The organism is Pseudomonas sp. RGM2987 (assembly GCF_022952855.1).
Taxonomy (GTDB): Bacteria; Pseudomonadota; Gammaproteobacteria; order Pseudomonadales; family Pseudomonadaceae; genus Aquipseudomonas.
Window position 1 is genome coordinate 19520 of sequence record NZ_JALJDX010000221.1, and the last position, 19847, is coordinate 39366.

Consider the following 19847-nt stretch of genomic DNA (forward strand, 5'->3'; position numbering starts at 1 on the left):
CTTTGATTGAGTTCAGTCACGTTCCAGCACCACTACGCGCTGTCCGGCGCGCACCGCCGATCCTGGCTGGACACGCACTTCGCGCACCACCCCGGCCACGGGTGCAAGCACCGGGATTTCCATCTTCATCGACTCCAGGATCACCAGCGCATCACCGGCGGCGACCCGAGCGCCAACCTGTACCTGGACCTGCCAGAGGTTGCCGGCGATATGGCTGTCGACGCTGAGTTGGTTCTCCCTCAGGCGTGTGTCTTCAATGGGCGCGGCGGTGGGTTCTACGGTTTCGAAATGCGCTTGGCCGCTGGCGATCCAGCGCTCGCGTTCGGCATTGAAGGCGCCTTGTTGCTGTTGGCGGAATGCCGCGATGCTGTCGGCCTCGCGCGCCAGGAACTGTTGGTAATCAGCCAGGTTGAGCTGGCTGTGCTCGATCTGCAGATCGAAGCGGCCCAAGGGGAAATCCCGACGGATGCGTAACAGTTCTTCGGCACTGACCGGGTAGAAGCGGATCTGGTCGAAGAAGCGCAGCAACCAGGGTTTGCCATCGAATGCGGCGACGTCCCGGTAACGATTCCACATCTGCAAGGTGCGCCCGACGAACTGATAACCCCCGGGGCCCTCCATGCCGTAGACACACATGTAGGCACCGCCGATGCCCACCGAGTTTTCCGCGGTCCAGGTACGGGCCGGGTTGTATTTGGTGGTCACCAGCCGATGCCGTGGGTCCAGCGGTGTGGCGACCGGTGCGCCGAGGTAGACGTCCCCGAGGCCCATGACCAAGTAGCTGGCGTCGAACACCGTGCGCTGCACTTCGTCGAGGTTGGGCAGGTCATTGATGCGCCGGATGAATTCCAGGTTGCTCGGGCACCAGGGTGCGTCCTTGCGCACGGTGGTCATGTATTTTTCGATGGCCAGTTGGCAGGCCGGATCGTCCCAGGACAGCGGCAGGTGGACGATGCGTGAGGGGACTTGCAGGTCTTGCGCGGCGCACACCGCGTCCCACTCACCGGCGACAAGCGCCAGCAGATCGGCCAGGGGCAGTTGCTCGGGTTGGTAATGCACTTGCAGCGAGCGAATCCCCGGGGTCAGGTCGATCACGCCACGCAGCTGCTTTTGCTCCAGGGCTTGCATCAAGGCATGGGCGCGAAAGCGCAGCACCAGGTCCAGTTCAGGGGCGCCGATCTCCAGCAGCAGGTGGGTGTCGCCGGCCAGGCGAGCCACCAAGCGGGTATCGTCCTGACCGATATCCAGCACCACAGGCGACCCAATCTCCTGTGGGAGCGGGCTTGCTCGCGAAAGCGATGGCGCATTCAGCATTGAGGTATCTGATAGACCGCCTTCGCGAGCAAGCCCGCTCCCACATTGATCCCATTCCAAGGCCAGTGAGCGGGCGGTCGATATATCCACCGGCACGAACTTCACCTTGTCCCCGGCCTTGAGCTGCCCCAACTGCCAGAGATCCGCTTCGATCACCGTCACCGGGCAGACGAAGCCGCCCAGGCTCGGACCGTCGGGGCCGAGGATCACAGGCATGTCGCCGGTAAAGTCCACCGCGCCGATGGCGTAGGGGTTGTCATGGATATTGGAAGGGTGCAGCCCGGCTTCGCCACCGTCGGCCCGGACCCATTCGGGTTTCGGCCCGATCAGTCGTACGCCGGTGCGGCTGGAATTGAAATGCACTTCCCAGGCGGTGTCGAAGAAGGTCTGGATGTAGCGCTCGGTGAAATATTCCGGCGCGCCGTGAGGACCGTAGATCACGCGGATCTGCCGCACGCTCGGCAGCTCAAGCGCCGGCACGCTCGTTTGCGCCGGCATCGTTTGCTCAGCCAGCGGGTTGAGATGCAACACATCGCCCGTGCACAACGCCCGCCCACCATGGCCGCCGAATTGTCCAAGGGTGAAGGTGCTCTTACTACCCAGGTAGTCCGGTACTTGCAAGCCACCTTGCAGGCACAGGTAACTGCGCGCCCCGGCGCCAGTGACGGTGCCGATCGCGAGGGTTGAGCCAGCCCCGATCGACAACACGGCGTTCATCGGCACGGCTTCACCGTCGAGGGTCAGGGCAATCGCCGCGCCGGTCACGGCCACCCGGGCATCGCAGTTGAAGCGCAACAGCGGCCCATTCATGGTGATCTCCAATGCGGGCGCGCCTTCTTCATTGCCCAGCAGGCGATTGCCCAGGCGCAGCGAACGGTTGTCCATCGGCCCTGACGGCGGCACGCCTACCGCCCAATAACCGATACGCCCGGGATAATCCTGGACGCTGGTCTGGGTGCCGGGGCTCAGGACCTCAAAAGTGTTGGCGCGATAGACCAACGCCTCCAGGCAGCGGGTCCAGGGTCGGCCGTTGGCAAATGGCGCATCGAGAAGAATCTGTTGCAGGTATTGGCGGTTGGTTTCCACGCCATACAGCAGGCTTTCATCCAGCGCTTGATGCAAGCCCAGGCGTGCCTGTTCGCGGGTTGGCGCCCACCGGATGACTTTGGCGATCATCGGGTCGAAGTACGGTGGAACCTGGCAGCCGGCCTCGACCCAGGTGTCGATGCGCAGTTGCTTGCCGTCGGCCGCGGGGAACTGCACAGCGGTCAGCAGTCCGGGGCTGGGTTGGAAATCCCGGCCTGGATCCTCGGCATACAACCGCGCCTGAATGGCGTGGCCCTCGGCTTTCAAACCCTGGCTCAGTTCGCTCAAGGGGGGCAGATCGCCAGCGGCCAGTTGCACCATCCAGCGCACCAGGTCCACGCCCCAGACTTGCTCGGTGACGCCGTGCTCCACCTGCAAGCGGGTGTTCACTTCCAGGAAGTAGAAACGTCCGGCGTCGCTGTCGAACACGAATTCCACGGTGCCGGCGCTGCGGTAGTTGACCGCCCTGGCCAGTTGGATCGCCGCTGCGCAGAGTTCGTCGGCCATGCCTTCGGGCAGGTTGGGCGCCGGGGTTTCCTCGAGGACTTTCTGGTTGCGTCGCTGCACCGAGCAGTCGCGCACGCCGAGGGCAATCACCTGGCCCTGGCCGTCGCCGAATACCTGTACCTCCAAGTGCCGCGCGCGTTCGATGTACTTCTCGATGAACACCCCGGCATCGCTGAAGTTGTTCTGGCCCAGGCGCTTGACGGCTTCGAAGGATTCGCTCAACTCTGTGGCGCTGCGGCACACGCGCATGCCGATGCCGCCGCCACCAGCGGTGCTCTTGAGCATCACCGGATAGCCGATCTGTGTCGCGGCCAATAGCGCGGCCTCAAGGCTGTCGAGCAGTTCGGTGCCTTCGAGCAGGGGAACGCCGTGCTGCCGGGCGAGGTCGCGGGCGGTGTGCTTGAGGCCGAAGACGCGTAGTTGCTCTGGCGTCGGACCGATGAAAGCAATATCGGCCGCCTCACAGGCTTGCGCGAAGGTGGCATTCTCCGAAAGAAAGCCGTAGCCGGGATGGATTGCCTTCGCACCGCTGCTTTTGGCGATCGCCAGGAGTTTGTCCACCGCCAGATAGGTACCGGCTGCCGCGCCTTCGCCCAGGCAATGGGCCTCATCGGCGTGCAGGATATGCAAACTGGCGGCGTCGGCCTGGGAATAGACCGCCACGCCTTTGACCTGCAATTCGCGCAGGGTCCGCAGGATGCGGCAGGCGATGGCGCCACGGTTGGCGATCAGGATTTTGTCGAACATGGGATACCCCTCAGGCCTCATGCTGGCCTGAACTGGGAGGCGGGCCGTCCCGCGGTTTTCGATGGCCGGTGGGGTCGTCCCCAGCGGCGAACAATCAACCCTCAAGACACCACTGGACCTTGTGGGAGCGGGCTTGCTCGCGAAAGCGGCGGGTCAGTCAATATCAATGTCGCTGTCAGACTGCCTTCGCGAGCAAGCCCGCTCCCACATTGGAACGCGGGCGTTCGGTAAACACTATTTAATGCACTGCCCCGACCGGCTCTGGCACAACGCAAACAACCAGCGTCGCAGGCGTATGAGTTTCAGTCCCATATCAAGAGCTCCGCAGGGGTGGGGTTGTAGGCGTTGCACGGATTGTTCAGTTGCGGGCAGTTGGAGATCAGCACGATCACGTCCATTTCCGCGCGCAGGTCGACGTATTTGCCCGGTGCCGAGATGCCGTCTTCGAAACTCAGGCCGCCGTCGGCGGTGACCGGTACGTTCATGAAGAAGTTGATGTTCGGTCCGATGTCGCCCTTGCCCAGGCGACCGTCGTGGGCACAGGCCCGCAGGTAGTTGTCACGGCAGCTGTGCATGTAGCGTTTTTCCAGGGCGTAGCGCACGGTGTTGCTTTCCTGGGCGCAGGCGCCGCCGAGGGTGTCGTGACGTCCGCAGGTGTCTTCGACGATGGTCAGCATCGGGCGGCCGAGGTTGGAATACAGCACGCTGCCGGTGCTCAGGTAAACGCTGTTCTGCCGACGCAGGGTGCGTTGTACGTCATAGCGTTCCTTGGGGTTGGCCAGGCTGTAGAACAGCGTATCGACCGCCTGGTTGCCTTCCAGGTCGAGGATGCGCAGGGTCTGGCCTGCCTTGACCTCAGTGAGCCAGGGTTCGCCGGCGGGAATCGTGGCGCGATAGAGGGCGGTGTCGGGTTGTTTTTCTGCGGTGGCGATGGCGAGTGACATGGCAACGATCCTCAGGCGAACAGGCGGTCGGTATTGATGAAGCCGCGCTGGTTTTCCGGGCGAGAATGGCGGCACTGCTCAGCGACGCTGGCGTCGGCGTTCATCCAGCTGAGCTTGAGCGGTTGCGGGGCGTATTGCGGGTTCGGGTCCATCGGGTGTTGCAGCGCGGTCAGCACCACCAGGGTATCCATCGGTGCGTACAGCTCGATGTAGTCACCGGCCTTGGAATGGCCTTCAACGAAGTGAAACCCTCCGCGCCCATCGACATCGACCCGGCTGAACAGGTTGAGGGTCATCAGCAGGTCGGACAGGCCCAGCCCCCATTTGCCCAATTCCACCAGCAGGTTGTCGGTGCCGTTGCGAAAGAACCCGTTGCGCAGTTCCTGGTAGCGGCCCTGACCGTATTTTTGTGCGACCTCCTCGGCGCAGAGCACGCCGCCAAGGCTATCGCTCCAGCCACAGGTGTCGGCAGTGATCGCCGCCAGTACGCGACCCATGTCCGAGTACAGGCAATGGCCGGTGGTGAGTTTGGCAGTGTGTTGGCACTTGAGGCTGTCCGGCAGGTTCAGGCGTTCGGTTTTCTCGTTGGCATTGAGCAATGTCAGGCTCACATTGGCCCCGCCGTGCAGGTCGGTCAGGCGCAGCAGTTGGCCGCGTTTGAGCACGAAGGAGCGGTGGCCACCGCCAGGCAGCAGTTCTTCGGCGAAGGGCGGATACAGTTGGGTCGAATCGGTCATGGCTAAACTCCGTTCAAGCGATACGCAATGTGCCGGCCAATGCGGCGGGCAGGACGTCGACGGCGGCACGGGCGGTGCGACGGTCGCTGTTCAGTGGAATGTCATAGGTGATGCGTGCGCCATAGGCGCCCGGGGCGTGCGGGTCGGCGCGGACTTTGTCGAACACCAGCAGTCGGGTGCCAAGGCTGAAACCTTCGGACAGGTCATGGGTGACCATGAACACCGTCAACCGGGTTTCGCGCCACAACTCCAGCAACAGGCTGTGCATGTCTTTGCGAATGCCCGGGTCAAGGGCGCCGAAGGGTTCGTCCAGCAGCAGGACACGCGGTTTCATGATCAGTGCCTGGGCGATGGCCAGCCGCTGTTGCATGCCACCGGACAACTGCGCCGGGTATTTGTCCAAGGCATGGCCGAGGCCGACCTTGGCCAGCAACTGCGCAGCCTGTTCCCGCACCTGGCGCTTGGCGCTGCCCAACAGACGACCCAGCAGCGGCGCGCGCGGCAGTTCCAGGCCCAGGGCCACGTTGTCCAGCACTGTCAGGTGTGGGAACACCGAATAGCGCTGGAACACCACGCCGCGGCTGGCATCCGGCTCGCTGGCCAAGGGCTGGCCGTCCAGCAGAATCTGCCCGCGACTGGCGTGCTCCTGGCCCAGCAACAAGCGCAGGAAGGTCGATTTGCCGCAACCCGAGGCGCCCACCAGCGTGCAGAACTCGCCCTCGGCGACGCTCAGGTTCAAGCGCTCGATGACCACTTGATCGCCATACTGTTGCCAGACGTTGTTCACGGTAATGAAGCTCATGCTTTCGCCCCCTCGTACCAGGGGAATGCTTGCCGGGTCAGGCGCTTGAGGCCCCAGTCCATCAGCCAGGCGAGCAGGGTGATCCACACCACGTACGGCAGGATCACGTCCATCGCCAGGTAACGACGCACCAGGAAAATCCGATAGCCCAGCCCGTCGGTAGAGGCGATGGCTTCGGCGGCGATCAGAAACAGCCACGCCGAACCGAGCATCAGTCGCAGGGAAATCAACAGGCGCGGCAGCAGTTGCGGCAAGACCACCCGCAGCATCAGGGTCCAGGTCGAAGCGCCGAGGGTCTGGGCCTTGATCAGCAGCTCGGGCGGAATTTCCCGGGCGCGTTGCTCCAGATCCCGCGCCAGGCAGGGCGTGATGCCGATGACAATCAGCATGACTTTGGACAATTCACCCAGGCCGAAGACGATGAACAGGATCGGCAGGATGGCCAATGGCGGGACCATCGACACCACCGTGAGCAGTGGTGACAACGGCGCGCCAAGCAGCGGCAGCGTGCCGGCGGCGATGCCCAGGCACAGCCCGGCCAGTGCACTTATCCCCAGGCCGATGGCCAGCCGTTGCAGGCTGGATGCCGTGTCTTGCCAGAGCAGATAATCACCGCTGCGGGCGTCAGGGATGAACGCCAGGCGCTTCACCGCATCGGCCATTTGCACGGCGCTGGGCAGCAGTTTGTCGTTGGGATTGTCCGTCAACCGTTCGGCCGAGCCCATGAAATAGGCGAACAACACCAGCGCGAAGGGCAGGATCACCAGCAACAGGCGGCTGGGACGATCCGGGTAGCGGTTGATCAGGCGCATGCCAGGTCTCCGGTTTACAGCTTGGCGTCGACGGCCTGCTGGACGTAGGTCGGGTCAAAGCGCAGCTTGAGGTTGGCCTTGTCGCCGTGGGTCACGCCACCGGCAAACGCGATACCGACCGCTTCGGGGCTCTTGGCGCCTTCGCCCAGCAATCCGTGCTGGAACGAGAACTCGGCCACCTTGCCCATGGTCGCGGGCAATTGTTCGCTGGTGGCAAAGCCCAAGGCTTCGGCAGGCGTGGCGAACAGCTTGGTGGTGTCCAGTTGCGATTGGAAACCGGCCAGATCAGTGCCCGAGGCTTTAGCCATGTGTTCCAGTGCGGCCTTGCTGGCCGCATTGTTTGCGTTCATCAGTGCCACCACTTCAAACCAGGCACCGGTCAGCGCTTTGCCCAGGGCCGGGTTGTCATGAAGGGTCTGGGTGTTGACCACCATCATGTCCATGATCTCGCCGGGCACTTGGCTGGAATTGAACACTTCGCTCACACCGGGCTGGGTCTTGATGTCCGAAAGCATCGGGTTCCAGGTGGTGACGGCCTTGACCTGGGCGGTGTTGAAGGCCGCCGAAATATCGGCGTCGGAGGTGTTGACGACTTTCAGGTCTTTTTCGGTGAGGCCTACCGAATCCAGGGCGCGGGCCAGCAGGTAATGGGAGACCGAGAGCTCCACCAGGTTGACGTCCATGCCCTTGAGGTCGGCGACTTTCTTGCCTTCGCCCTTGAGCACGATGCCGTCGTTGCCGTTGGAGAAGTCGCTGACAATCAGCGCGGTGCTGTCCACGCCACCGGCTGCCGGAATGGTCAGGGCGTCCATGTTGGTCATGGTGCAACCGTCGAACTGGCCGGCGGTGTACTGGTTGATGGATTCGACGTAGTCGTTGAGCTGCACGACATCGATCGTGATGCCGTACTTCTTCGCCCATTTATCGACGATGCCTTGGCTGCCGGCATATTCCCAAGGCATCCAGCCGGCGTAGATAGTCCAACAGACGCTGAAATGGTCTTTTTGCGCAGCGGGGGACGAGAGGCTCACCAGGGCCGAAAAGGCGGCGACGAGCAGGGTGGACAGACGGAGCTTGAGCATGGTGGATCTCCAGTTGATCAAGGGCGGACAGGAGCAACGCGGCACCGTGAACGGTGGCTTGTCTCCCGGGCTTTTGTCCCGCCGTGTAACCTCAACTGGAGGTCGCCAACTCTCGGACCAGTCACTCGCCAGAGGCGAGCCGGAACCCTAGTCAGCCATTGCAAATTGTGGTGCCGCGAACCTGTGATGACTCCTGCACGAAGTTTTGCAAAGCGAGAGCCGTGCCAAGTCCACCAAAGGCACGGGGCAGAGCGTGCGGGTCTTGAGGGCGGATGATCGAGGGGGTATTTATGCCTGCTTGTGGTGCCGTCGCGCACCGGAACAGGGCGACGAGCTACATGTTTCTAGTTGTTGCCGAATCGCACCAGATTCCGATTTTGCTGTCTGAATATTCGTCAGTCACCCAATGTTGACTGCCGCCCATCAGCGTCGCTGATGTGGCCCATTCGCGGTCCAGGAGGCCGCCATGTATCGACGACTGCTGCTCCTTGCGTTTCTCGGTTTGACTCTTTCGGCTTGCGAGCCTTACTACGACGGAGACTCTTACTACCGCTCCGAGGTGTACACCTCACCGGCGCCTGCCTACTACGGCGGCGGGAGTTATTATTCGGCTCCGCGTGGCTACTACGCCCCGCGGTATTACCAACCGGCGCCGCGCTATTACTCGGCACCGCGCTACTACCAGCCAGCCCCACGCTATTACTCGCCACCGCGGGCGGCGTACTGGTCCCATCCGAATCGCGGTGGTTGGGGCGGCCGTGACCGGGGTGGCTGGAATGACGACCGGGGCGGGCATGATCATCGGGGACGGGGCGATCATGACGGAAGGGGACGAGGCGGCCATCGCTGATCGGCGGACAAAAAAAGCGGCGCATTGAGCGCCGCTTTTTTATGCCTGAAATAAAACAAATGTGGGAGCGAGCCTTGCTCCCGCAGGGGGCTGGGGTCGATCTCTGATTTCGACTCCACACCAACCCCATGTGGCGAGGGAGCTTGCTCCCGCTGGCCTGCGAAGCAGGCCCCCGCATTTATCCAGGCAAACCGCAGGGCCCGGTTCTGCGACTGCTGCGCAGCCGAGCGGGAGCAAGCTCCCTCGCCACGGGGTATGGGTGACTGGACTGACGCCGTCGCGAGCAGGCTCGCTCCCACAGGTTTAGATATCAGAACGACTCGTTAGCCAGATCCGCCAACGGATGCCGACCCTCCCACGCCTTGTGGAAATGTGCCTCGACCACCGCTTCGGGCACACGGTTGATATCCGGCCAGTGCCAATGGGGCTTGTGGTCCTTGTCGATCAGCCGCGCACGCACGCCCTCGCTGAATTCGGGATGGCGGCAGCAGTTGAGGCTCAGGGTGTATTCCATGCGTAACACACCGGCCAATGACAGATGCCGGGCGCGGGCGATCTGTTCCCAGACCAGATGAGCGGTCAGTGGCGAGCCTTCGGTCATGGTCCTGGCCGCCCGGGCGATCAGCGGGTCCGCATGATTGGCCTGCAAGCTGAGAACCTTCCAGGCACAGCTCACATCGCTGACATCCAGCCACTCGTCGATCATCTGCCGGCGCGGCAGCCACTGGGCTTCGGGCAGTTGGGCGATGGCTTCCTGTTGCAAGGCCTTGAGCAGGCTGTTGAGTTGCATCGCCGTCTGTTCCTGCCAGTTGAGCTGCAGCAGGCCTGCGATCAGGTCGTCCTGTTGTTCATCCAGCAGGAAACGGTCGGCCAGGCCCAGGTCAATGGCGTCGCGGGCGTTCATGTGGGCGCCGGTCAGGCCGAGGAACAGGCCGAGCTTGCCCGGCAGGCGCGCCAGGAACCAACTGGCGCCGACATCCGGGTACAGGCCGATGCTGATTTCCGGCATCGCCAGGCGACTGCTCGGCGTGACGATGCGCGTGCTCGCGCCTTGCAGCAGCCCCATGCCGCCGCCCAGCACATAGCCATGGCCCCAGCACAACAAGGGTTTGGGATAGGTGTGCAGGTTGAAGTCCAAACGGTATTCCGCGGCGAAGAACTGCGCAGCCAAGGGCGGGACTTCGCCGGGATTGGCGCGGCAGGCTTCTACCAGGCTGCGCACTTCACCGCCGGCGCAGAAGGCCTTGGCGCCGTTGCCACGCAACAGCACGCAGACGATTTGCGGATCCCTGGCCCAGGCATCGAGACGATCACGCAGGGCGTTGATCATCGGCAGGGACAGTGCGTTCAAGGATTTTTCAGCGTCCAGGGTCGCGATGCCGATGCGCGCTCCCAGGCTGGCGGTTAACTCTTCGAAGTGCAGATTCATCGTGACCTCGATCAGGAATTTGAATGGTCAGTATGACCGCTGCGTAGGAAAGTGCCGGTTCTGCGTCAGATCAATTGACAAGCCATGTAGGCTTTCCTAGGGTGCGCCCATTGTTTTTACCAGGTGCAACCATGACCGCTGACGACCGTATCAAACTCGAACCGAGCTGGAAGCAGGCACTGCGTGCCGAGTTCGACCAGCCCTACATGGCGGAGTTGCGCGAATTCCTGCGCAGGGAATACGCCGCGGGCAAGGAGATTTATCCACCGGCATCGTTGATTTTCAATGCACTCAATTCCACGCCGCTGGACAAGGTCAAGGTGGTCATCCTGGGGCAGGATCCGTATCACGGCCCGGGCCAGGCCCATGGCCTGTGTTTCTCGGTGCAGCCGGGCGTGCCGACGCCGCCGTCGCTGGTCAATATCTACAAGGAATTGAAGCGCGACCTGAACATCGACATCCCCAACCACGGCTACCTGCAAAGCTGGGCCGACCAGGGCGTGTTGCTGCTCAACACTACCATGACGGTCGAGCGCGCCAATGCCAACTCCCATGCGGGCAAGGGATGGCAGCATTTTACCGACCGGGTTATCGAGGTGGTCAGTGCTCATCAGCCGCACCTGGTGTTCCTGCTGTGGGGCGCCCATGCCCAGAGCAAGCAGAAGCTGATCGATGCCACCAAGCACCTGGTGCTGACTTCCGTGCATCCGTCGCCCTTGTCGGCTTATCGAGGGTTCCTGGGTTGCGGGCATTTCAGCCGGGCCAACAAGTTCCTTGAACAGCAGGGCGAGACGCCGATCGATTGGCGGGTGCCGCCGGTTTGATCGGTCGGCAATGAAGGCCGTGTGGGAGCGGGCTTGCTCGCGAAGGCGTCGGCACATCCTGCATGATGGGCGGCTGACCCACCGCTTTCGCGAGCAAGCCCGCTCCCACAAGGGCTTCGTGAGCCTTTCAGGGGCAACCTGATCTACAAATCAGGGCCCGCTTTGCGGGTCCAATACCGAAACAACGGCTCTGCCATAAACAACACGAACAACAGCCGCATCACCTGCAACGCCGTCACCAACGGCACCGACAGTTGCAGCGTCTCTGCCGTCAGGCTCATTTCGGCGATGCCACCGGGCATCATGCCCAGGGTCAGAGAGCGCAGGTCCAGGTGGGTCAGGCTGCTCAGGCCCAGGGCTGCGAGGCTGGCGATCAGCATCGTCAACACTGTGCCGACCAGGGTACGCCCCATGAACGAGGGCGCCCGACGGAAAAATTGCCGGTTGAAATGGCAACCCAACCCGCTGCCAATCAGCCACTGGCCAAACTGGCTGGCCCCGTTGGGCAGGCCGATGTGCAGATCCCAGCCGACGCTTACCGCCGCGCTCACCAGCAACGGCCCGAACAGCCATGGGTTGGGTTGACGCAAGCGTTGCCAGAGCCAGGCGAGCAGGGCGCCCGCTGGGAACAGCAGCGCCAGCCACAGCCAGTCGACTGTCGTGGCGTGCTGCACCGGAGTGCCTTCGCCCAGCAGGTATTTGAAGGCGGCCGGCACGCACAGCACCACCACCAGCACCCGCAGACTCTGGCCGGCCGCGACGCGGCTGAGGTCTGCGCCATTGCGCGCGCCCAGGTTGACCATTTCACCGGAGCCGCCCGGCATGCTCGAAAAGAAAGCCGTGGCGCGGTCTTCACCGGTGCGGCGCATCAGCCACACACCCACCACGCTGGACACGCTGGTGATCAGCGCGCCGAAAAAAATCAGGCCGAAGTGGCTCAGCACCTGCTCCATCACCACCGGGGTGAAGTGCAGGCCGATCCCGATGCCCACCACCCATTGGCCGCACTTGCGGCCGCCGGGGATTTCCATCAGTTGCCACGGCGTCAGGCAGCGCACCAGGATGATCGCCAGCAACGAGCCGACCATCCAGGGCAAAGGCCAGCCGATCAGGCTGGCCAGGTAACCGCCGGCCAGACCGACCAGCGGTGTTCCCCACCATTGTCTGAAGGTTGCTTCAGACATTGGCCAGGGCACGGCGTTGGGCACTGCGACGACGCCAGATCCGCAGCAATGGCATGAACAGCATGATCGCGGTCAATATCCAGCAACCGAAGGTGATCGGGCTCGACCAGAGAATCTCCAGCGCACCGTTGGAAATCGACAGCGCCCGGCGCAGGTTCTGTTCCATCAGGCCCCCGAGGATGAAGCCCAGCAGCACCGGCGACAATGGGAAATCCAGCTTGCGCAGGATGTAGCCGAAGATACCGATGCCGATCATCAGGAACAGGTCGAACGTGGTGGCGTGCACGGCATAGACACCGATCCCGGTAATGATCGCGATCACCGGCACCAGGGCCCAGTTCGGCACGGCCAGGATTCGGGTGAAGACGCGAATCATCGGGATGTTCAGGATCACCAGCATGACGTTAGCGATGAACAACGAGGCAATCAGGCCCCAGACGATGTCCGGCTGTTGTTGGAACAGCAAAGGGCCAGGGGTGATGTTGTACAGCGACAGCGCACCGATCATCACCGCCGTTGTCCCCGAACCTGGAACCCCGAGCGTCAGCATTGGCACCAGCGCACCGCAGGCCGCGCCACCGATGGCGGTTTCCGGGGCGGCGAGGCCACGTTTGTCGCCCTGGCCGAAAGTACCGTTCGCGCCGGCGATGCGTTTTTCGGTCATGTAGGCCACGGCGCTGGCCAGGGTGGCACCGGCACCCGGCAACACACCCATGATGAAGCCGAGCAGGCCGCAGCGCAGGTTCACCACAAAGACCGATGCCGCTTCCTTGAAGTTGAACATCATCCGCCCGGTCGCCTTCACCGCTTCCTGGCCTCGGTGGGTTTTTTCCAACAGCAGGAGGATTTCGCTGATGGAGAACAGGCCCAGCACCAGCACGACGAACTGGATGCCGTCGGTCAAATGTATGTTGTCGCCGGTAAAGCGATACACACCGCTGTTGGCATCGATCCCCACGCTGGACAGAAACAGGCCGATCAACGCCGCAATGAACGTCTTGAGCGGACGATCACCGGCCATGCCACCGAGGCAGACAATGGCGAACACCATCAGCACGAAATATTCCGCCGGCCCGAAGGCAATCGCCCATTTCGCCAGCAACGGGGCAAACAGCACCATGCCGCAGGTGGCGATGAACGCCCCGATGAACGAACTCCAGGCCGACAGCGACAATGCCACACCGGCCAAGCCCTGGCGGGCCATCGGGTAGCCATCAAGGGTGGTCATCACCGTAGAAGCTTCGCCCGGGATGTTGAGCAGGATCGAACTGATGCGCCCGCCGTACTCGCAACCCAGATACACCGCCGCCAGCAGGATCAGCGCCGATTCCGGCGGCAAGCCCAGGGCAAACGCAATCGGGATCAACAGGGCCACGCCGTTGATCGGTCCCAGGCCCGGCAGCAGGCCGACCACGGTGCCGATCAAGGTGCCGGTCAGCGCTGTGACCAGGTTGTAGGGCGTCAGTGCGACGCCGAAACCCTGGCCGAGATAATTCAGGGTATCCATATCAATTCTCCAGGACGTCGAGCAGGCCCAGGGGCAGCGGCACGTCCATCAGCTTGTCGAACAACAGATAAAGACCGATGGCCATCAGGCTGATGATCACCACGCTTGGCAGCCAGCGACCGCCATAGAGACGGGCCATCGGCACGCCGATCAAAATGCTCGAGAGAATGAAGCCCAGCGGTTCGAAGGTCCCGGCGAACACCAGCAGCAGCCCTACGCAGATACCGATTTTCTGCAGGGTTTCGCGATCCAGTTGCGGATCTTCGTCGCTGTGCACGATGGGTGCGGGACGAAACACCATGTACAGCAGCGCGACGCCCATCAGCCCCAGCATCAGCAGCGGGAAGGCGCGCGGGCCGACCGGTTCGTAGGAAAAGGCTGCCTGATAAGGCCAAGCCATCAGCGCGAGGCCGATGCAGACCAACAGCAGCACCGAAGCAAAAATACGTTGGATGGTGAGCATGACTAACTCCTGGGCGACGCGGGGGGACGCCAGCGCCGCCACGAGAACAGGGACAGTTACTGGATCAGGCCGAACTCTTTGGCCAGTACCTTGTAATCAGCCACTTGTTTCTTCACGTAGGTGTCCAGTTCCGGCCCGGTCATGGCGAACGGGAACAGCTCGCGCTGGTCACGCAGCTTGGCGAACTCTTCGGAGGCCAGCAGTTTGTCGAACGCGTCTTTCCACCAGGCGTAGTCTTCGTCGCTGACTTTTGGCCCGAGGTAGAAGCCACGCACCACCGGCCAGACGATGTCGTAGCCTTGTTCCTTGGCGGTCGGGATGTCTTTCATTTCCGGCTCGTCGAGGCGTTTTTCGGCAAACACCGCCAGCAGGCGCATGTCGCCGCTCTGGATGTGCGGCATGGAGTCGGAGATGTCCGTACTGCCGACCTGAATGTGGCCACCGAGCAGCGCCGTGGCGATTTCGCCGCCGCCTTCGAGGGCAACGTAGCGCAGGTCGCGGGGGTTGATCCCGGCGGCCTTGGCGATGAGTGCGGTCTGCATCCAGTCCTGGCTGCCCACGGTGCCGCCGGAGCCGATCACCACCGAGCCAGGGTCTTTCTTCAGGGCCTGTACCAGATCGTCGAGGGTCTTGTAAGGCGAGTCGCTCTTCACGGCGATGGCGCCATAGCTGGTGCCAACGGCCGCCAGCCAGCGCACGGCGCTTTCATCGAAGCGACCGAACTTGCCTTGGGCCAGGTTCAACAGCGAACCGCTGGACCACGCCACCAGCGTGCCGGCGTCCGCCGGGCGTTGGGCGACCACTGCGTTGTAGGCCACCGCGCCGACACCACCGGGCATGTAGGTCACACGCATCGGCTTGGTCAACAGTTTCTGGTTGACCAGAGCGCTTTGCGCCAGTTTGCAGGTCAGGTCGAAACCGCCGCCAGGGGAGGCCGGGGCGATGCATTCGGGGCGCTTGGGCTCTTTGGATGGATCGGCGGCAAGCAATTGTCCGGCGAACATCAGGCAACCGGCCGCGAGGGCTACTTTACGCAGTGATAGGCTCATTATTGTCTCCACAGGAGTTGTTGTTGTGTTGGGTTTGAAGCGCGTGTCGCTGGCCTTGCGGCCTGAACATCATCGATGGCTGACGCAAGTCGAAACTGCAATAGCAGGCATGGGAAACCACCAGGCCAAGAGGCGGCGCCGGTCGAGGAGATCTGATAGAAGCGGGAAGGGCAGGCAGGTGTCGGGACCTGAAGCTGCATGAACAGCATGATGAATACTCCGCTTTTATTGTTCTTATTAAGCCGAAAACGCTTCAAGGCGTTTTTCGTTTGCGTCAGGCAGCCGAAACTATCCGTGAGAGGACTCTAATGGCCGAACCTTTCGCTAACCTTTCAAAAGCTTTCAGCCGGTTTTTTGGCTTCACAGTGGCGCAAGCGGCTGTAAACTCCGCGCCAAAGAATGGCGCCGGCCATCCCTGAATCGAGGAAAAACCCATGCGTGTTCTGCTCGTCGAAGACCATCTGCAGCTCGCCGAAAGCGTCGCCCAGGCGCTCAAGAGCACCGGCTTGACCGTGGACGTGCTGCACGACGGGGTGGCGGCCGACCTGGCGTTGAGTAGCGAGGAATATGCCGTGGCGGTCCTTGATGTCGGGCTGCCGCGCATGGACGGTTTCGAAGTGCTGGCGCGTCTGCGGGCGCGGGGCAAGACCCTGCCGGTGTTGATGCTGACTGCCCGCAGTGACGTCAAGGATCGGGTCCACGGCCTGAACCTCGGCGCCGACGACTACCTGGCCAAGCCATTCGAGCTCACCGAACTTGAGGCCCGGGTCAAGGCGTTGTTGCGTCGTAGTGTATTGGGCGGCGAACGTCAGCAACGCTGCGGTGGGCTGATTTATGATCTGGACACCCGCCGCTTTACTCTCGATGACGAATTGCTGACCCTGACATCCCGCGAGCAAGCGGTGCTGGAGGCGTTGATCGCCCGGCCGGGACGGGTGATGAGCAAGGAGCAACTGGCCGCCCAGGTGTTCGGCCTGGACGAAGAAGCCAGCCCCGACGCCATCGAGATCTACGTCCATCGCTTGCGCAAGAAACTCGACGGCCATGCGGTGGCGATCGTGACCTTCCGCGGCCTGGGTTACTTGCTGGAAACCCGCGATGCATAAGCCTGACAGCCTGCGCTGGCGGTTGCTGTGGAACCTGGCGCTGCTGCTGGTGGTGCTGATGCTCGCCAGCGGCTTGAGCGCCTACTGGAACGGGCGTGAGGCCGCAGACACGGCTTACGACCGCACGCTGCTGGCTTCGGCCCGGACCATCGCCGCCGGCCTTTCGCAACGTGACGGCAGCCTCAGCGCGGACGTGCCTTACGTGGCGTTGGACACCTTCGCCTACGACAGCGCCGGGCGCATTTATTACCAGGTCAACGACATCAACCAGAAGCTGATCTCCGGGTACGAAAACCTTCCTGGCCCGCCGCCCGGCACGCCACGCACCGACGATTACCCGGCCCTGGCACGCTTCTATAACGCCAGCTACCAGGGCCAGAACGTGCGGGTGGTGAGCCTGCTCAAGGCAGTGAGCGAGCCGAACATGAACGGCATGGCGGAAGTGCGCGTGGCCGAAACCGAGGAGGCGCGGGTCCGCATGGCCCGCAGCCTGATGGCTGACACATTGCTGCGCCTGGGCATGCTGGCGGTCGGGGCATTGTTGCTGGTGTGGTTCGCGGTCAGTGCCGCGCTGCGTCCGCTGGAGCGTTTGCGCACGGCGGTGGAAGAGCGCCAGCCGGACGATCTGCGGCCGTTGCCCTTGGTTGAAGTGCAGCACGAGTTATGGCCGCTGGTACGAGCGCTCAATCATTTCACCGAGCGGTTGCGTGGGCAGTTCGAGCGCCAGGCGCAATTCATTGCCGATGCCGCCCATGAACTGCGTACGCCCCTGGCGGCACTCAAGGCGCGCCTGGAGCTGGGCTTGCGCGCCACTGAACCGCTGGTCTGGCGCGAAACCCTGGAAACTGCCGCCCAAGGCACTGATCGACTGACGCACTTGGCCAACCAGCTGCTGTCCCTGGCACGCGTCGAGAACGGCGCCCGGGCGATTGCCGAAGGCGGCGCGAAACTACTGGATCTCAGCCAACTGGCCCGTGAACTGGGCATGGCGATGGCGCCTCTGGCCCATGCCCGCGGCGTGGCGTTGGCCCTCGAAGCTGACGAACCGGTGTGGTTGCGGGGCGAACCGACCTTGCTCAACGAGTTGTTGAGCAACCTGGTGGACAACGCACTGGCCCACACGCCTTCCGGCGGCAACGTGATCCTGCGGGTCACCGCGCCGGCCGTGCTGGAAGTCGAGGATGATGGCCCGGGCATCCCCTTGCATGAGCGGGACCGGGTGTTCGAGCGCTTCTATCGGCGCAACCAGCAAGTGGCCGGATCCGGCCTGGGGTTGGCAATCGTCGGTGAAATCTGCCGCGCCCACCTGGCGCAGATCACCTTGCACGATGGGCAGGAGCGGGGTTTGAAAGTGCGGGTGAGTTTTGTTGCTGGGTAAACCCAAACCCTGTGGCGAGGGAGCTTGCTCCCGCTCGACTGCGTAGCAGTCGCATAATTCAAGGTCCGCTTCGCGGCCCAGCGGGAGCAAGCTCCCTCGCCACAACGGCGCAAGTTGGCTAGTAAAACATCGACCGCGCTTCTTCGAGATCCGCCAACCGATCCGGGTTCTCCAGGTCGATGCCCAGCTTCTTGAAGGCAGGCACAGCTGACAATTCAACCTTGCCGAGGGGATGGTCGGTGTCCTTGTAGCAGTACAGCGTCGCAACCTGCACCAGGTCGACGTAATCGATCTGCTTGGAATTGCGCTCGAAATCCAGGTACAGCCCCGGCAACTTCACCAGTCGTTCCGGAAACTCCCAGACGCTGAGCAACTTGTCCCCCAGCACCGGGTGAATCGTTTCGATGACATGGTTCAGGCTGACCGGGTCCGAGAGCAATTCGTTGTTGTCCTGGGCATAAGTCAGAATCGGCAACACACCGATCTGATGCACCAGCCCACCCAGCGCGGCCTGGTCGGGCTTGAGTTGGGTGTACGCGCGGCACAACGCATAGCTGACGCCGGCGATCTCCAGGCTCCTGCGCCAGACTTCACGCATCTTCTGCTCCACCACCTCGGAGCGGGCGTGGAAAATCTGCTCCATGACCAGGCCAATCGCCAGGTTACTGCTGTAGTTGACTCCCAGCCGGGTGATGGCCGTGTGCAGGTCGGTGACTTCCTGGGTCGCGCGCAGCAGTGGGCTGTTGACCACTTTTATCAGGCGGGCCGATAGGGCCGTATCGCGGCCGATCACTTTGCTCAGGTTGCTGACACTGATTTCCGGGTCTTCGGCGGCCCGGCGAATCTGCAGGGCCACTTCGGGTAATGTAGGTAGAACCAAGTCATCGTTGCCGATGGCTTGCACCAAATCCCGTTGGACCTTCTCCGCCAAATCGCTCATTTCGATTCTCTAGGGTGTTGCGACAAATGCTGCGATCAGCGCTGGATTTCGCGGTCGCGGTCCAGTTCGTAAGGCAGGTCCAGCAATTGGAGTACCGGGCCTTCCAGGGTGCCGAGGTGCACGTTGCCCTCTTCTGCTGCTTCGGCCTGCAAGACCGCCAGCAGTTCAATGTTTCGCTCGGCTTGAGCGGCGATCACCACTTCACCGATGGAGCTGCCGTGAACAGGGGAGAATAGCTCGGTGCCTGGCTCCGGCAACTGGCTGGCATCCAGTTGCAGGCGATACAGGCGCCGCTTGAGTTTGCCCAGGTACTGCATGCGTGCGACGATTTCCTGGCCGGTGTAGCAGCCTTTCTTGAAGCTCACGCCGCCAACGGCTTGCAGGTTGAGCATCTGCGGGATAAACAACTCACGGGTGGCCGGCATGACCTGGCCGATCCCGGCGCGGATCTGGCCCAGCAGCCAGGCGTTCAGGTCCGCTTCGGCCAGGGCTGCGCGCAACCGGGTTTGCAGCACCGGCGCCTGTTCGGCCGGGGCCCACAGTTCGGCACGGCCGGGCGAAACGCGAATGGCGATCAACGAGTCATGGCGAACCACGCTGTCGGTCTCGGCAGGCAGCTCAAGGCCCAGGTCGGTCAGGGCGTTGGCGGCGTCTTGCAGACCGAAGCGGACCCAGGCCGCGCTTTCATCGGTAAGCCTGGATTTGGAAAACACCGCGTATTTCTTCAGGTCGACCAGTTGCGGTTCGAGCAACTCGGTGGCCATCGCCATCAACACGCCGTCGCCCTCGAGCAGGATACGGAAACTCGATTGCATCCGGCCTTTCTGGGTGCAGCGCGCACCAAGACTCGATTGGCTGTCGCTCAGGTAGTTGAGGTTGCAAGTGAGTTGACCTTGCAGGAATTTGCCAGCGTCCACGCCGCGGACCGCGAGAACGCCTTCGTGGGACAGGGTGCAGAAAAAAGCGGAATCAGCCATGGGTCATCGCAGGTAGAAAAGTCTGGTGGACATCATAAGGGGGCGCCCTTGAAATGGGTAGTTCACAAAGGATCGATGGTGCCCGATAAAGCTGTCTGTTGCGCGGCGG

Annotated in this window: 17 protein-coding genes and 1 riboswitch; of the genes, 4 read left to right on the forward strand and 13 right to left on the reverse strand. The window is 62.6% G+C overall.

Annotated features, from left to right (window positions below; all coding sequences use genetic code 11):
* Positions 1-12 precede the first annotated feature (12 nt).
* From uca to RGM2987_RS25365, 6 genes are all read right to left on the reverse strand, one after another.
* Positions 13-3654 carry an urea carboxylase gene (uca, locus tag RGM2987_RS25340; RefSeq protein WP_245145597.1) on the reverse strand — a complete coding sequence of 1214 codons (3642 nt, stop codon included), beginning with the start codon at positions 3652-3654 and terminating at the stop codon, positions 13-15.
* A gap of 302 nt (positions 3655-3956) precedes the next feature.
* Positions 3957-4598, reverse strand: coding sequence for an urea amidolyase associated protein UAAP2 (locus RGM2987_RS25345; protein ID WP_245145599.1), 642 nt, complete (start codon positions 4596-4598; stop codon positions 3957-3959).
* An 11-nt stretch (positions 4599-4609) separates the two neighbouring features.
* Complete coding sequence (locus RGM2987_RS25350) at positions 4610-5335, reverse strand: urea amidolyase associated protein UAAP1 (protein WP_245145600.1); 726 nt, start codon at positions 5333-5335, stop codon at positions 4610-4612.
* 13 nt (positions 5336-5348) lie between these two features.
* Positions 5349-6137 carry an ABC transporter ATP-binding protein gene (locus RGM2987_RS25355; protein ID WP_245145602.1) on the reverse strand — a complete coding sequence of 263 codons (789 nt, stop codon included), beginning with the start codon at positions 6135-6137 and terminating at the stop codon, positions 5349-5351.
* Complete coding sequence (locus tag RGM2987_RS25360; RefSeq protein WP_245145603.1) at positions 6134-6949, reverse strand: ABC transporter permease; 816 nt, start codon at positions 6947-6949, stop codon at positions 6134-6136. Before RGM2987_RS25360 ends, RGM2987_RS25355 begins: the two co-directional genes overlap by 4 nt.
* A gap of 14 nt (positions 6950-6963) precedes the next feature.
* The gene (locus RGM2987_RS25365) at positions 6964-8031 is read right to left on the reverse strand and encodes a putative urea ABC transporter substrate-binding protein (protein WP_245145605.1); all 1068 of its coding nucleotides are present in this window, start codon (positions 8029-8031) and stop codon (positions 6964-6966) included.
* A gap of 60 nt (positions 8032-8091) precedes the next feature.
* Positions 8092-8193, reverse strand: a riboswitch (guanidine-I (ykkC/yxkD leader).
* A gap of 304 nt (positions 8194-8497) precedes the next feature.
* Between RGM2987_RS25365 and RGM2987_RS25370 the strand changes: the two genes are divergently transcribed.
* Positions 8498-8881: a hypothetical protein gene (locus RGM2987_RS25370; protein WP_245145607.1), complete on the forward strand. Its 384-nt coding sequence runs from the start codon at positions 8498-8500 to the stop codon at positions 8879-8881.
* Between the two features lie 310 nt (positions 8882-9191).
* Here RGM2987_RS25370 and RGM2987_RS25375 read toward each other — a convergent pair whose 3' ends face one another.
* Positions 9192-10310: an enoyl-CoA hydratase/isomerase family protein gene (locus tag RGM2987_RS25375; protein ID WP_245145608.1), complete on the reverse strand. Its 1119-nt coding sequence runs from the start codon at positions 10308-10310 to the stop codon at positions 9192-9194.
* A 131-nt stretch (positions 10311-10441) separates the two neighbouring features.
* Between RGM2987_RS25375 and ung the strand changes: the two genes are divergently transcribed.
* A complete protein-coding gene (gene ung / locus RGM2987_RS25380) occupies positions 10442-11134 on the forward strand; it encodes a uracil-DNA glycosylase (RefSeq protein WP_245145609.1) in 693 nt (230 codons plus the stop codon).
* A gap of 143 nt (positions 11135-11277) precedes the next feature.
* Here ung and RGM2987_RS25385 read toward each other — a convergent pair whose 3' ends face one another.
* The 4 genes from RGM2987_RS25385 to RGM2987_RS25400 are packed head-to-tail and all read right to left on the reverse strand — an operon-like array spanning position 11278 to position 15337.
* Positions 11278-12318, reverse strand: a complete 1041-nt coding sequence (locus RGM2987_RS25385; RefSeq protein ID WP_245145610.1) for an AbrB family transcriptional regulator — start codon at positions 12316-12318, stop codon at positions 11278-11280.
* Positions 12311-13825, reverse strand: a complete 1515-nt coding sequence (locus RGM2987_RS25390; RefSeq protein ID WP_245145611.1) for a tripartite tricarboxylate transporter permease — start codon at positions 13823-13825, stop codon at positions 12311-12313. The genes RGM2987_RS25385 and RGM2987_RS25390 overlap by 8 nt, the downstream gene beginning before the upstream one ends.
* A gap of 1 nt (position 13826) precedes the next feature.
* Complete coding sequence (locus RGM2987_RS25395) at positions 13827-14288, reverse strand: tripartite tricarboxylate transporter TctB family protein (protein WP_245145612.1); 462 nt, start codon at positions 14286-14288, stop codon at positions 13827-13829.
* A 56-nt stretch (positions 14289-14344) separates the two neighbouring features.
* A complete protein-coding gene (locus tag RGM2987_RS25400) occupies positions 14345-15337 on the reverse strand; it encodes a tripartite tricarboxylate transporter substrate binding protein (RefSeq protein WP_245145613.1) in 993 nt (330 codons plus the stop codon).
* 434 nt (positions 15338-15771) lie between these two features.
* Here RGM2987_RS25400 and RGM2987_RS25405 point away from each other — a divergent pair, with 434 nt between their 5' ends.
* Positions 15772-16443, forward strand: coding sequence for a response regulator (locus RGM2987_RS25405; protein WP_041020823.1), 672 nt, complete (start codon positions 15772-15774; stop codon positions 16441-16443).
* Positions 16436-17821 carry a sensor histidine kinase gene (locus tag RGM2987_RS25410; protein ID WP_245145614.1) on the forward strand — a complete coding sequence of 462 codons (1386 nt, stop codon included), beginning with the start codon at positions 16436-16438 and terminating at the stop codon, positions 17819-17821. The genes RGM2987_RS25405 and RGM2987_RS25410 overlap by 8 nt, the downstream gene beginning before the upstream one ends.
* Before the next feature lie 118 nt (positions 17822-17939).
* Here RGM2987_RS25410 and RGM2987_RS25415 read toward each other — a convergent pair whose 3' ends face one another.
* Both RGM2987_RS25415 and RGM2987_RS25420 read right to left on the reverse strand, forming a co-directional pair.
* On the reverse strand, positions 17940-18761 hold the full coding sequence (locus tag RGM2987_RS25415; RefSeq protein WP_245145615.1) for an HDOD domain-containing protein: 822 nt from the start codon (positions 18759-18761) through the stop codon (positions 17940-17942).
* A 35-nt stretch (positions 18762-18796) separates the two neighbouring features.
* On the reverse strand, positions 18797-19738 hold the full coding sequence (locus tag RGM2987_RS25420) for a folate-binding protein YgfZ (protein WP_245145616.1): 942 nt from the start codon (positions 19736-19738) through the stop codon (positions 18797-18799).
* Positions 19739-19847 lie beyond the last annotated feature (109 nt).

Excerpts from the sequence above, each read along its gene's own strand:
- uca (WP_245145597.1), bottom strand. The coding sequence starts at position 3,654 with ATGTTCGACAAAATCCTGATCGCCAACCGTGGCGCCATCGCCTGCCGC.
- RGM2987_RS25345 (WP_245145599.1), bottom strand. The coding sequence starts at position 4,598 with ATGTCACTCGCCATCGCCACCGCAGAAAAACAACCCGACACCGCCCTC.
- RGM2987_RS25350 (WP_245145600.1), bottom strand. The coding sequence starts at position 5,335 with ATGACCGATTCGACCCAACTGTATCCGCCCTTCGCCGAAGAACTGCTG.
- RGM2987_RS25355 (WP_245145602.1), bottom strand. The coding sequence starts at position 6,137 with ATGAGCTTCATTACCGTGAACAACGTCTGGCAACAGTATGGCGATCAA.
- RGM2987_RS25360 (WP_245145603.1), bottom strand. The coding sequence starts at position 6,949 with ATGCGCCTGATCAACCGCTACCCGGATCGTCCCAGCCGCCTGTTGCTG.
- RGM2987_RS25365 (WP_245145605.1), bottom strand. The coding sequence starts at position 8,031 with ATGCTCAAGCTCCGTCTGTCCACCCTGCTCGTCGCCGCCTTTTCGGCC.
- RGM2987_RS25370 (WP_245145607.1), top strand. The coding sequence starts at position 8,498 with ATGTATCGACGACTGCTGCTCCTTGCGTTTCTCGGTTTGACTCTTTCG.
- RGM2987_RS25375 (WP_245145608.1), bottom strand. The coding sequence starts at position 10,310 with ATGAATCTGCACTTCGAAGAGTTAACCGCCAGCCTGGGAGCGCGCATC.
- ung (WP_245145609.1), top strand. The coding sequence starts at position 10,442 with ATGACCGCTGACGACCGTATCAAACTCGAACCGAGCTGGAAGCAGGCA.
- RGM2987_RS25385 (WP_245145610.1), bottom strand. The coding sequence starts at position 12,318 with ATGTCTGAAGCAACCTTCAGACAATGGTGGGGAACACCGCTGGTCGGT.
- RGM2987_RS25390 (WP_245145611.1), bottom strand. The coding sequence starts at position 13,825 with ATGGATACCCTGAATTATCTCGGCCAGGGTTTCGGCGTCGCACTGACG.
- RGM2987_RS25395 (WP_245145612.1), bottom strand. The coding sequence starts at position 14,288 with ATGCTCACCATCCAACGTATTTTTGCTTCGGTGCTGCTGTTGGTCTGC.
- RGM2987_RS25400 (WP_245145613.1), bottom strand. The coding sequence starts at position 15,337 with ATGAGCCTATCACTGCGTAAAGTAGCCCTCGCGGCCGGTTGCCTGATG.
- RGM2987_RS25405 (WP_041020823.1), top strand. The coding sequence starts at position 15,772 with ATGCGTGTTCTGCTCGTCGAAGACCATCTGCAGCTCGCCGAAAGCGTC.
- RGM2987_RS25410 (WP_245145614.1), top strand. The coding sequence starts at position 16,436 with ATGCATAAGCCTGACAGCCTGCGCTGGCGGTTGCTGTGGAACCTGGCG.
- RGM2987_RS25415 (WP_245145615.1), bottom strand. The coding sequence starts at position 18,761 with ATGAGCGATTTGGCGGAGAAGGTCCAACGGGATTTGGTGCAAGCCATC.
- RGM2987_RS25420 (WP_245145616.1), bottom strand. The coding sequence starts at position 19,738 with ATGGCTGATTCCGCTTTTTTCTGCACCCTGTCCCACGAAGGCGTTCTC.